Source organism: Klebsiella sp. WP8-S18-ESBL-06 (assembly GCF_014169755.1).
Lineage (GTDB): Bacteria > Pseudomonadota > Gammaproteobacteria > Enterobacterales > Enterobacteriaceae > Kluyvera > Kluyvera ascorbata_B.
Genome location: NZ_AP022258.1, coordinates 39,714 through 51,899, shown reverse-complemented (window position 1 = coordinate 51,899; position 12,186 = coordinate 39,714). Strand labels below are relative to the sequence as shown.

Genomic DNA, 12,186 nt, shown 5'->3' with positions numbered 1-12,186 from the left:
AACGTTTTTTGTAGTTTATCTGTAGTTTATCTGTAGTTTTTGGTTGCTCAGATGGTCATGCAAGCATGACCATCAAAGAATAGGACGCTTTTTAGCCAAATGCCCCTTAACCTACGGAGATCGCCCTACCAAAAAAAGATGATTTTTTATCCCTTAACCTGCTATACACCTAACGCAGCGTGATAAATCACGCTATCGCACTGATTTAAAAGAAAAAAAACAAAATTTAGCCATGCTGCGGTATTACCCAGGTATTACAAATCAAATCTAAATTACTGATTTAAATAACTTTTTATTTATTACTTTGGTAATACTATGATTTCACCGTATTAGACACCCTTTTTTCGTTTAAAAAATGCACAAATTGAGGACTGAATGGGCTTTGTTGAATAAATCGAACTTTTGCTGAGTTGAAGGATCAGATCACGCATCTTCCCGACAACGCAGACCGTTCCGTGGCAAAGCAAAAGTTCAAAATAACCAACTGGCCCACCTACAATAAAGCCCTCATCAACCGTGGCTCCATAACTTTCTGGCTGGATGATGAAGCTATTCAGGCCTGGTATGAGTCAGCAACACCTTCTTCACGAGGCAGACCTCAGCGCTATTCTGACCTTGCCATCACGACTGTGCTGGTCATTAAACGCGTATTCAGGCTGACCCTGCGCGCTGCGCAGGGCTTTATTGATTCCATTTTTTCTCTGATGAACGTTCCGCTACGCTGCCCGGATTACAGCTGTGTCAGCAGGCGGGCAAAGTCGGTTAATATCAGTTTCAAAACGCCCACCCGGGGTGAAATCGCACACCTGGTAATTGATTCCACCGGGCTGAAGGTCTTCGGTGAAGGCGAGTGGAAAGTCAAAAAGCATGGTCAGGAACGCCGCCGTATCTGGCGTAAGCTGCATCTGGCAGTTGACAGCAACACACATGAAATCATCTGTGCAGACCTGTCGCTGAACAATGTGACGGACTCAGAAGCCTTCCCGGGTCTTATCCGGCAGACTCACAGAAAAATCAGGGCAGCCGCGGCAGACGGGGCTTACGATACCCGGCTCTGTCACGATGAACTGCGCCGCAAAAAAATCAGCGCGCTTATCCCACCCCGAAAAGGCGCGGGTTACTGGCCCGGTGAATATGCAGACCGTAACCGTGCAGTGGCTAATCAGCGAATGACCGGGAGTAATGCGCGGTGGAAATGGACAACAGATTACAACCGTCGCTCGATAGCGGAAACGGCGATGTACCGGGTAAAACAGCTGTTCGGGGGTTCACTGACGCTGCGTGACTACGATGGTCAGGTTGCGGAGGCTATGGCCCTGGTACGAGCGCTGAACAAAATGACGAAAGCAGGTATGCCTGAAAGCGTGCGTATTGCCTGAAAACACAACCCGCTACGGGGGAGACTTACCCGAAATCTGATTTATTCAACAAAGCCCGTAGGCAATATTTCGATCGGCTTCATTGGCGAGGAGAGAAAGATACTCTTCCCGCGTCATAGACTGAGAAAAACGTCCGCATATGGTTACCTCCAGTGGCCAGACTTAAAGTATAGATAATGCCGCGTCAGCGGCATGGAGGCGCCAGCTGAAGTTGAATGGAGTACTGCGGGTAAATGGCGCCGTCGCCCGGCGCAGCCGGCTGCTGTTTTGACAGGTTCTGCCTCACCCACCCCCTTCCCTGCAAAGCTATACCCGCTAAAAACGGCTCAGATGCCTCTGTACGCGGTCGGAGTGGTCCCGGCAAGGCGACAGCCGCAGTCGGGGCGTATCTCCGCGTTAGCGGGCCGTTAGGGCCGCTTACGAGCGTGTATCCCAGAACTTACCGCGACACTACTCACAGAGATGACGAAGAGTAGTTACAACACCCATCATTAAAAGCGACACTACTCCCGGCCTTCGGCCGGGGGCGGCGGCGCTTTTCAGTGGTGGGGAGGGGCTCCTGGCCGGCAAACCGGCGCCGGTTTTATGATGAATTTTCATTTGAATGCTGTAACTAACTTGGTTCTCCGGCCGGGGCCCGTCGCGCAGCGATGGGAGCTCTCTCTAGCGCGCGCGGTATTCCTGCACCGTCTGGGTGAAATCAGTAAGCGTTAACCGGACGCCGTATTGACACTGGTCAGGCAGGTATAGCCACGTTCCACGGCAGAAGTTCACCAACCCTGTTGGAAGGCCACTCAGGCAGAACGCTCAGGATGTGGCGCAGATACGCTTCTGGATCGATACCGTTCAGACGGCACGTTCCGATCAGTCCGTACAGCAGTGCACCACGTTCGCCACCATGATCGCTCCCGAAGAAGATGTAGTTTTTCTTTCCCAGGCAGACGGCGCGAAGCGCCCGCTCCGCGGCGTTATTGTCGGGTTCCGCCAGACCGTCACGGCAGTAGTAGGGGTTTGAGGGCCAATGGAACGAAAACGTACGCTAAGAAGTTAATTCATTGTTTAAATTGAAATTTAGTTCTCTTAGTTCCCCCTTCAAAATATCCTCCGGTAGCGTAAACGTATAATGCCCCAGCATATTGATATGCCCGTGCATCAGTGGGGACAACCGGGCGATATCTTCAACCCCGATTTCTTCTCCATTACTGCGTATCCAGCTCAGGGCTTCCTGCATATAAAGTGTGTTCCACAGTACCACTGCGTTAGTGACCAGGCCCAGTGCCCCCAGCTGATCTTCCTGACCTTCACGATAGCGCTTTCTGATCTCACCGCGCTGCCCGTAGCAGATCGCCCTCGCCACAGCATGGCGGCCTTCCCCCCGGTTTAGCTGCGTCAGGATCCGCCGACGATAATCCTCATCATCAATATAATTAAGAAGGTACAGCGTCTTGTTGACGCGCCCCACTTCCATGATCGCCTGTGCCAGCCCTGATGGGCGCGAGCTTTTCAGCAAAGAGCGAATGAGTTCTGAAGCATGAATGGTGCCCAGTTTCAGCGAACCGGCGGTTCGCATCATCTCATCCCACTGATCCTCGGCTTTCGACAGATCGGCACAACCACGTGCCAGTTCGTCCAGTGCACCGTAATTTGCCGATTTATCCACTCGCCAGAATACCGCTTCACCGGCATCGGCAAGCCGGGGGGAAAACTGGTATCCCAGCAGCCAGAAGAGGCCAAAAATAATGTCGCTGGTACCGGCTGTGTCTGTCATGATCTCAACCGGATTCAGCCCTGTCTGCTGCTCCAGAAGGCCTTCCAGCACAAAAATGGAATCTCGTAATGTGCCGGGGACAACGATGCCGTGGAATCCAGAGTACTGATCAGAGACGAAGTTGTACCAGGTGATGCCACGTCCGGAACCAAAATATTTTCTGTTAGGTCCTGAATTGACGGTTTTCACCGGCGTGACAAAGCGCATGCCATCAGCTGAAGCCACTTCGCCACCACCCCAGCGGCCAGCAAGCTCCAGTGTGGACTGAAAATCAACCAGGCGGGCATTGGCGCTGACCAGCGTTTCTGCCCGGAGGTAATTCTGTTTTACCCAGCTAAGCCGGTGGCGCGTCAGCGCCGGTATATTGTGCTTTATCAGCGGTTCCAGCCCGATATTGCAGGCCTCTGCCATCAGGACCGCGCACAGGCTGATGTGCAGATCCTGTGCCCGGGCCCCGGATTCACTGACATGCGTAAACTCACGTGTAAATCCCGTTCTGGCATCTATTTCAAGCAACAGTTCCGTCAAATCTACTGGCGGGAGTAGCAGCCTTACCCGACTGTTGAGACGATGCAACGATGGTGGCTCCTCCAGTTTCTCCAGGCTGCTGATAGTCAGGGAAGGATGTTTACCGTCATGGCAAATATGAACCTCCGCATTTCCTTCAAAGCGGGATGCGACGGTTTTCCAGGTTTCATCTAGCTGGACCGCCAACTGTTGCACGCCTTTATGTCCATCAGTGGGATGTCCCAGCGCCCGGCAAACGGGGACCCGCTGAGCCTGCCATTCTTCCCCCTGCAACAGCTTCTCGCGGGGATTTCCCCAGCGATCGCTGTTTTCGAGCCAGATGTCCCTTCGACGTAGTGCATCCTGAAGGCGCTCCAGCAGACAAAGCGAGTAACCGGCACGCTGTATCCGGCCCTCCGCATCGTATACCAGGCGTTTCCAGGGGCCGGTAATAATATGTTCAGGCGCATTGTCCAGGATGCGCTTTTTCGAGCCGTTCAGTTCGGTCAGATAATGAATGGCGGACAACGTATGTTCTCCGGCTGGCGCTGCCTGGAAATGCAGGTCGCGCAATACCGCCGGAAGAAAGCGCTTTACCCGCCCGTACTGCTCCACCATTTCGTCATGGAAATTGTTGTTCTGAGGCCGGGCCAGCTCATTTACCTTGCTGACGGATTCTGCCAGCCTGCTTTTCGGTATGCTGTTGAATATGGTCTCCCTCAGTTCAGCATCGTCAGCCTGTTCATCCAGCAACAATGAACATGCCCGCGCCAATATTAGCGCAGCACGATCAAGATCTTTAAGCGTCCTGAGCCGTTTTTTCTGCCCCGTTTTCTTCGCCGCACGAGTGATATCCAGTATCAGCATATCGAGCACATCAACGGCCTCATCCAGCGCCGCAGTCTCCTGCGCTTTAACGAATGCTGTGAGTACGGCCAGTTTTCTCTGCTGTGGCATTCGCGCGATATATTTTACCGACGCCATGCCTGCGTAACGGGCCAAATTACGCAGTTGTATAGCAGGCAGACCGGTAAAATTCAGTCGGGAAAATTCCAGGTTTCGCAGCCGGATATACCGCTCCAGCGCTTCGGTAAATGCCGGGCCGCTGACGGTGACCGGTCCCTTTTTCAGTTGCTCCAGCGGTGAAGTACGCTGCCCCTCAGGAATGTCCAGAAGCTCCGTCACGCGGGCGGTCTGCCAGCTGTCCGGCAACGCGGCCAGTTTCTTCCACAGCCGCTGATTTGCCCGTTCGCGTATTTCACTGACGAGACGTACAAGTGTGGTTGCTCCGGGCAGCAGGACCTTATTCTGAAGCAGCCACGCGGTGGCAAAATCAAACATAAGGCCGGGTCGCTCATTACTGAGCCATGCGCGGGTGTACAGCAGGCGCTTCAGGCGGAAAGACCAGGGGAAATCGCCAAATTCATGGTAACCGTAATATTCCTTAATCAGCGCAGTATGCTCTCTGAGGGTGGTAACCCGTTCTGCGTAGCGGGTAAGGACTTCCGGACGGCGAATATTAAGCTGCACCGCGACAAATTGCTGAACACCTGGCAGAACCCGGGTTAAGTCTGTCAGAAAGGTGCCCAGAAAACGGGCGGTGGTGAGCTGAAGCGCAATTCCCAGCCGGTTATGCCTTCCCCGCCGCTGGTTAATGAAGGCAAGATCCCGCTCATCAAGATGAAAATAGCGCGCCAGCTGCACGTCATTGGGTTCTGCAACATAGCGACCATAATTCAGTTCCTGCTCAGTGGTCAGAAAATCGACGGGCATACCGGCCTCCCTGCCTGATGGTCATGAATTAACAATTTCGCAACCGTCCGAAATATTATAAATTCTCGGACACACTAAAATGGTGTTGTCTAGGTGTCTATTAAATCGATTTTTTGTTATAACAGACACCCACTGTCCGATATTTGATTTAGGATACATTTTTATGCGACTTTTTGGTTACGCACGGGTATCAACAAGCCAGCAGTCCCTCGATATTCAGATCAAGGGGCTTAAAGAGGCGGGGGTGAAAGCCAGTCGCATATTTACCGACAAAGCATCCGGCAGTTCTACCGACAGGAAAGGACTGGATCTGCTGCGAATGAAGGTGGAGGAAGGTGACGTCATCCTGGTGAAGAAACTCGACCGGCTTGGCCGCGACACTGCCGATATGATCCAACTGATAAAAGAATTCGACGCTCAGGGAGTCGCGGTCCGATTCATAGACGACGGGATCAGCACCGACGGTGAAATGGGGAAAATGGTTGTGACCATTCTTTCAGCTGTAGCCCAGGCCGAACGCAGGAGGATTCTGGAGCGTACGAACGAAGGACGGCAGGAGGCCAGGCTGAAAGGTATCCGGTTTGGCCGAAAGCGCATCATCGACAGAAATAGTGTACTGGCACTTCATCAGCAGGGAACTGGTGCAACAGATATTGCCCGCCGGCTCAGTATTGCCCGTTCCACTGTTTATAAAATTCTGGAAGATGAGAGCCGGGTTAATCTGAGCAAAATTTGAGGACGAACATGAGTGATGTAAAGGCATTCAACAATTGCATGAGTGTGTTCTGGCGACAGCATGAAGCCGAATTCTCTCGCTTTCTGACATCGAAGACAGGTGATAGCGAAAAAGCAGCAGACCCGGAGAAGACGAAGGTGATTATCGTGACGCTTGCCGAAACGACACCTGTACTGGAAGCCGCTAACCTGCAGCAGGATCTACGCCGAGCTGGCATCGAGCCGTGGGCATGGGTCGTTAATAACAGCCTGGCAGCTGCTCAACCGTCTTCGCCTTTCCTGAAGATCAGGGCGAACCGCGAGCTGCCTCTCATCTCTGATGTGGAAGAGCAGTATGCAAAGCGTATTGCATTAACAGCGCTACAGAGCGAAGAGCCGGTTGGTATTGACCTGCTGGAAGAAATGGCGAAGTAATAATGAAGGGGGCAAATGCCCCCTTCGTCTTTATTTCAGTCTTTTACCTGAATCATCAACGACTTTTTCACCGTCTTCCTTGGTGAAAGCCGCTTTCTGGGCATCTGGAAGGATATCGAGAACAACCTCTGAAGGACGGCAAAGTTTAGTTCCCAGTGGCGTCACTACGATCGGACGGTTGATCAGAATCGGATGCTGTAGCATAAAGTCGATGAGCTGGTCGTCAGTAAATTTATCTTCTGCAAGACCCAGTTCCTCATACGGCTCGACGTTCTTACGCAGCAAAGCCCGGACGGAAATGCCCATATCCGCAATGAGTTTGAGCAGCTCATCGCGTGAAGGTGGAGTCTCAAGGTAAAGAATAACGGTCGGCTCGATACCGCTGTTGCGGATCATCTCCAGCGTATTACGCGACGTGCCGCAGGCTGGGTTGTGATAAATGGTGATGTTGCTCATATCAGTATCTCATTACAAAGTGAAAGAGAGACGTAGCGCCAGCGCGGCCAGCGTTACAAACAGCACAGGCAGAGTCATGACGATCCCGGTGCGGAAATAGTATCCCCATGTGATGGTCATGTTCTTCTGTGAAAGGACATGCAGCCAGAGCAACGTTGCCAGGCTACCAATAGGTGTAATTTTCGGTCCAAGATCGCAGCCAATCACGTTGGCAAAAATCATCGCCTCTTTGATAACGCCTGTTGCAGTGCTGCCATCAATAGAGAGAGCACCAACCAGCACGGTAGGCATATTGTTCATGATGGAAGAGAGGAAAGCCGTCAGGAAGCCAGTACCAAACGTCGCGGCCCAAAGTCCTTTATCTGCCAGCACGTTCAACACACCGGAGAGGTATTCTGTTAGTCCGGCATTACGCAGACCATAGACCACCAGATACATTCCCAGAGAGAATATGACGATCTGCCATGGCGCACCGCGAAGCACTTTGCCAGTGTTAATGGCATGGCCTCGCTTCGCCACCGCAAACAGAATGACAGCCCCTACAGCAGCAATCGCACTGACCGGGATACCCAACGGCTCAAGGACGAAAAAGCCAACCAGAAGAAGGATCAACACTATCCAGCCGGTTCTGAAGGTTGCCAGATCTTTAATCGCTTTTGCCGGTGCTTTCAGGAGAGCCAGGTCGTAAGTTGGCGGAATATCTTTGCGGAAGAACAGATGCAGCATCACCAGCGTGGCGATAATGGCTGCGATATCCACCGGCACCATTACCGACGCATACTCAGTGAAACCCAGCCCAAAGAAGTCTGCAGAAACGATGTTAACCAGGTTGGACACGATAAGCGGCAGACTGGCCGTATCGGCAATAAACCCGGCGGCCATGACAAATGCCAGCGTAGTGCCTTTGCTGAAACCTAATGCAAGCAGCATGGCGATAACAATTGGCGTCAGAATCAATGCCGCACCATCGTTGGCAAACAGTGCCGCCACCGCTGCGCCGAGCAAAACGATATAGGTAAACAGCAAACGCCCGCGACCGTTACCCCAACGTGAAACGTGCAGCGCCGCCCATTCGAAAAAGCCCGATTCATCGAGCAGAAGGCTGATAATAATCACGGCAATAAAGGTCGCCGTCGCATTCCAGACAATATTCCACACTACAGGGATATCACCAAAATGGACTACGCCAGAGATCAGCGCCAGTACCGCGCCCAGCGTCGCACTCCAGCCGATCCCTAATCCCTTCGGTTGCCAGATAACCAAAACGATGGTCAGGACAAAAATAGCGCCTGCCAGTAACATAAATCCTCCAGACAGGACGGCTTTGCCGCCCTGTATATACAAAAAAAATTAAACAACCAGCTCTCTGAGTTTCTCGATGCCAGTGGGCTCTGCAGCCATTACCGGTACTAACGCTATGCGGCTTGCATGCTGGTTTTTCACAACCTCGATTTGAGGACGCTCTTGTAGGGCGCGCTGGCAAAGCAGCGGCGATTGCGTCTGTGCAATCGAAAGGCTGTTATTGATAATCCAGCCCCAGGGATGAATCCCCGCACGTTCAAGATCGGACTGCAGGTTTGCCGCTTCCAGTACAGGTGTGGTTTCAGGCAGAGTGACCAGCAAAACTTTGGTACGTTCCTGGTCCTGAAGCTGCATCATCGGAGTGGTAAAATGACCTTTATCCCCCATCTTCCTGGCAATCTCACGGTGATAAGCCCCGGTAGCATCAAGCAGTAATAGCGTATGCCCGGTAGGTGCCGTATCCATGACCACAAACCGTTTGCCAGCTTCACGAATTACGCGTGAAAACGCCTGGAACACCGCAATCTCTTCTGTGCAAGGAGAACGTAAATCCTCTTCGAGCAGCCGTTTCCCAGCCTCATCCAGATCCCTGCCTTTCGTCTCAAGAACATGCTGACGATAGCGTTCAGTTTCATCGTGAGGGTTGATTCGGCTGACCTGCAGATTTTTGAGGCTGCCATTGAGCGTTGTACTGAGATGTGCAGCAGGATCTGAGGTGGTGAGATGCACATCAAAACCCTTATCCGCCAGACTGACGGCGATAGCCGCAGCCATTGTGGTTTTGCCCACACCACCTTTGCCCATCAGCATAATCAAACCGTGTTCACTGCGGGCGATATCATCAACCAGGACAGACAACGACATATTCTCTGGCTTGTTCTGTGGGCTTTGTTCAGGAAGCGATGTTATCTCAGCGTGTTCGTTGAGCAGGCCTTTCAATGCGGATACACCAACCATGTTCAGCGGCTGCAGGTATAAGTTGTCTGTCGGCAAATCAGATAACCCGGCAGGAAGATTTGCCAGCGCCTCTTGGGAAGTTGCGATTAAGTGGTCCGCAGCTCCCGATATGACGCCCCAAACCGTCCTTTATCGACGTCCTGTGGCTCAATTTTCCAATTTTCAGCCCAAAATCGTCTCTTCGTGGCTGATTTTGGCCCTGTTTCAGGCCAATTTCCTCATTTCAGGTAGATCTCGCCTGTGCCCGTATCAATTGGTCAACTCGAACCAGGTTCGCCAGGGTGAATAACATCGCCAGTTGACTGTCATTTTTAGCCAGCCCCTTGTACCTGGCTTTGACGAAACCAAACTGACATTTTACTATCCGAAATGGATGCTCAACCTTCGCTCGGATACTCGCTTTCAGGTATTCGTAACGGATGGCCAGCTTGTTCTTGCGCGGGTGTTGCTTCAATGCATTCACTTTGCCGGGACGCTTGGCGATAAGCCAGTCTGCGCTGACATCGCTGAGCTCATCGCGCTTTTCGGCCCCCTGATAACCAGCATCGGCTGAGATAAATTCTTCATCGCCATGCAGTAACTTGCCAACCTGATTGAGGTCGTGCTCGTTAGCCGCCGTGGTCACCAGACTGTGGGTCAGGCCACTTTTGGCGTCCACGCCAATGTGCGCTTTCATGCCGAAGTACCACTGGTTACCTTTCTTGGTCTGGTGCATGTCTTCATCACGGCTGTTGTGTTTGTTTTTGGTAGAGCTGGGGGCTTGAATGATGGTGGCATCCACCAAGGTGCCCTGGGTCATTAGAACGCCACACTCTGCTAGCCAGTGATTAACGGTACTGAAGATTTTGCGGGCCAGTTCATGCTGCTCCAGCAAATGCCGGAAATTCATGATGGTAGTGCGGTCTGGAATGGCTTTATCCAGTGACAGGCGAGCAAATTGGCGCATGGAGGCGATTTCATAGAGGGCATCTTCCATGGCCTCATCGCTCAGGTTGTACCATTGCTGCATGCAGTGAATACGCAGCATGGTTTCCAGCGGATAGGGCCTGCGACCATTACCGGCCTTGGGATACACAGGCTCGATAACGCCAAGTAATTTGTCCCAGGGAAGCAAGTCATCCATTCTGCCAAGGAAAACTTCTTTGCGGGTCTGGCGGCGTTTACTGGAAAACTCACTGTCGGCAAAAGTCAGTTGCTGGCTCATCCGGTTACTCATTCTGGGTTCAGGTTACAACACGATGATCTCACATCTCGGACTTATTCGCACCTTCCCTTGCTCCCGTTGCCATATTGCAGCGGCCAGTGCATCACGTTCTGCTTCGCTCGCAGGCAGGACACCGTTAATGACTAAATACTGATTTTTAAGGCCAATAGCTGATAATTCGTCATGAGTACGAGCGACTTCCTGCAGTGTTGATTTTTGCAATCGCGCGACCAGCACAAGGCGAGTTCGTTCAGGATCGGATAATGCCTCAACCGCATGAGCATATTGCTCGCGTTGTTTTTCCAGCCCAGCCATTGGACCAAGACAGGAAGCACCATCCGGGTTACTTTCGATGAAGCTGCTCCAGGCTCCGGGAAGCTGAAGAAGGCGAATAGTGTGGCCAGTTGGGGCAGTATCAAAAATGATGTGATCAAAGCGGGTCAGCAGAGAAGCGTCAGTCAGTAAGCCAGTAAACTCGTCGAATGCAGCGATCTCTGTCGTACAAGCTCCTGAAAGCTGTTCACTGATGCTGTTAACAACGTCATCAGGCAAAAGACCTTTAATAGGGTCAACGATTCTGGCGCGGTATTGCTGGGCGGCGTCCTGCGGGTCAATCTCCAGAGCCGAAAGACCAGACACAGCAGTCACGGGCTGGATAGTGTTACCGATAGTCTGATCGAATACCTGACCGACATTGGAAGCCGGGTCGGTACTGACAAGCAGAACACGCTTTCCCAGTTCAGCCAGACGTATAGCCGTTGCGCAGGAAATCGAAGTTTTGCCTACACCTCCCTTACCGGTGAAAAACAGGTAAGACGGGATATTCTCTAAGAATTTCATATGTCCTCCTGACATACTCAACAACAGGAAGTTTTACCACCACAGCAACTGGTGGAAGCTAAACCCACCTTTTCCAGCGGTATACCAAACCAGCGAGCCAGTTCAGCGCGTTTTGGGTATCGCCCGGCCATCACCGTTTCACCATCAAGCAACAGCAGCGGAAGCCCTTCAGCTCCAGAAGCCTCAAGGAATGCTTTCGCTTTTTCGTTCTCAACGAAGCTCATAGGCTGCTGCGCCAGGTTATAACGTTCGATCTGAACCCCACGCCCTTTCAGCCATTGCACATCAGCAGAAAAATTGACCAAAACCTGATCGACATCTGAACCACAAACGCCGGTACTGCAGCACATTGCCGGATCAAACACCGTTAACATTTTCATCTTTAACACCTCATATTCGTAAAAACATATATGTACAGGCAAAATTTTTAGATACAAACAGCCTTACCGCTGCCAGAGCAGTTGGCCGATGCCAGCTTACGGGCGATGGCCTGTACGTCGTCCTGTTGACTTAACCAGGCCTGCTCAATCACCAGGGCAGCCCAGGAAGGAATATGCGGGGATAAGCGATAATGAACCCATTTCCCCTGCTTGCGATCCAGCAACAGGCCACTTTCCCGAAGCATCGCCAGATGGCGGGAGGTCTTGGGTTGTGATTGTTCCAGCGCTGTGCAGAGATCGCATACGCACAGCTCCCCCATCTCCCTGAGCAGTAGCACGATACCCAGGCGGGTTTCATCAGATAGTATTTTGAAAAGTTGTAGGGATGCAATTTCTGGCATTATGTACTCCTGCTATGAATGGGTATTGTCTCTCCACCAAAACAAGAAGTCAAAATCATATGTGTTTTCT

At 52.0% G+C, this 12,186-nt stretch carries 9 protein-coding genes and 5 pseudogenes; 3 read left to right on the top strand and 11 right to left on the bottom strand.

Annotated features, from left to right (window positions below; genetic code table 11):
• The first annotated feature begins 410 nt into the window (after positions 1-410).
• Positions 411-1,379 carry an IS5-like element IS903B family transposase gene (locus H7R76_RS24620; RefSeq protein WP_167493801.1) on the top strand — a complete coding sequence of 323 codons (969 nt, stop codon included), beginning with the start codon at positions 411-413 and terminating at the stop codon, positions 1,377-1,379.
• 57 nt (positions 1,380-1,436) lie between these two features.
• On the opposite strand, the pseudogene H7R76_RS24615 reads toward H7R76_RS24620, so the two are convergent.
• The 4 genes and pseudogenes from H7R76_RS24615 to H7R76_RS24605 all read right to left on the bottom strand — a co-directional run.
• Positions 1,437-1,520 (bottom strand): annotated as a pseudogene (locus H7R76_RS24615) (SOS response-associated peptidase); the annotation flags it as partial.
• Positions 1,521-1,659: 139 nt separating this feature from the next.
• A pseudogene (locus tag H7R76_RS25340) lies at positions 1,660-1,941 on the bottom strand (replication-associated protein RepA4); the annotation flags it as partial.
• Positions 1,942-2,115: 174 nt separating this feature from the next.
• Positions 2,116-2,400, bottom strand: a pseudogene (locus H7R76_RS24610) (transposase domain-containing protein); the annotation flags it as partial.
• An 18-nt stretch (positions 2,401-2,418) separates the two neighbouring features.
• Positions 2,419-5,427 (bottom strand): Tn3 family transposase, encoded by a 3,009-nt coding sequence (locus H7R76_RS24605; RefSeq protein WP_012291341.1) that lies wholly within the window; start codon positions 5,425-5,427, stop codon positions 2,419-2,421.
• A gap of 163 nt (positions 5,428-5,590) precedes the next feature.
• Here H7R76_RS24605 and H7R76_RS24600 point away from each other — a divergent pair, with 163 nt between their 5' ends.
• Both H7R76_RS24600 and H7R76_RS24595 read left to right on the top strand, forming a co-directional pair.
• Positions 5,591-6,163: a recombinase family protein gene (locus tag H7R76_RS24600; protein WP_001556711.1), complete on the top strand. Its 573-nt coding sequence runs from the start codon at positions 5,591-5,593 to the stop codon at positions 6,161-6,163.
• A gap of 8 nt (positions 6,164-6,171) precedes the next feature.
• On the top strand, positions 6,172-6,576 hold the full coding sequence (locus H7R76_RS24595) for an ArsA-related P-loop ATPase (RefSeq protein ID WP_004118313.1): 405 nt from the start codon (positions 6,172-6,174) through the stop codon (positions 6,574-6,576).
• Between the two features lie 30 nt (positions 6,577-6,606).
• Here the strand turns inward: H7R76_RS24595 and arsC are convergent, their stop codons facing one another.
• From arsC to arsR, 7 genes and pseudogenes are all read right to left on the bottom strand, one after another.
• The gene (gene arsC / locus H7R76_RS24590; protein WP_000065758.1) at positions 6,607-7,032 is read right to left on the bottom strand and encodes a glutaredoxin-dependent arsenate reductase; all 426 of its coding nucleotides are present in this window, start codon (positions 7,030-7,032) and stop codon (positions 6,607-6,609) included.
• 12 nt (positions 7,033-7,044) lie between these two features.
• The gene (arsB, locus tag H7R76_RS24585) at positions 7,045-8,334 is read right to left on the bottom strand and encodes an arsenite efflux transporter membrane subunit ArsB (RefSeq protein ID WP_000922630.1); all 1,290 of its coding nucleotides are present in this window, start codon (positions 8,332-8,334) and stop codon (positions 7,045-7,047) included.
• Positions 8,335-8,382: 48 nt separating this feature from the next.
• A pseudogene (gene arsA / locus H7R76_RS24580) lies at positions 8,383-9,366 on the bottom strand (arsenite efflux transporter ATPase subunit ArsA); the annotation flags it as partial.
• Between the two features lie 148 nt (positions 9,367-9,514).
• Positions 9,515-10,495: an IS5-like element ISEc68 family transposase gene (locus H7R76_RS24575; protein WP_000082736.1), complete on the bottom strand. Its 981-nt coding sequence runs from the start codon at positions 10,493-10,495 to the stop codon at positions 9,515-9,517.
• Between the two features lie 69 nt (positions 10,496-10,564).
• Positions 10,565-11,335: pseudogene (gene arsA / locus H7R76_RS24570) on the bottom strand (arsenite efflux transporter ATPase subunit ArsA); the annotation flags it as partial.
• 17 nt (positions 11,336-11,352) lie between these two features.
• A complete protein-coding gene (arsD, locus tag H7R76_RS24565; RefSeq protein WP_000783215.1) occupies positions 11,353-11,715 on the bottom strand; it encodes an arsenite efflux transporter metallochaperone ArsD in 363 nt (120 codons plus the stop codon).
• Between the two features lie 47 nt (positions 11,716-11,762).
• Positions 11,763-12,116 carry an As(III)-sensing metalloregulatory transcriptional repressor ArsR gene (gene arsR, locus H7R76_RS24560; protein ID WP_001114073.1) on the bottom strand — a complete coding sequence of 118 codons (354 nt, stop codon included), beginning with the start codon at positions 12,114-12,116 and terminating at the stop codon, positions 11,763-11,765.
• Positions 12,117-12,186 lie beyond the last annotated feature (70 nt).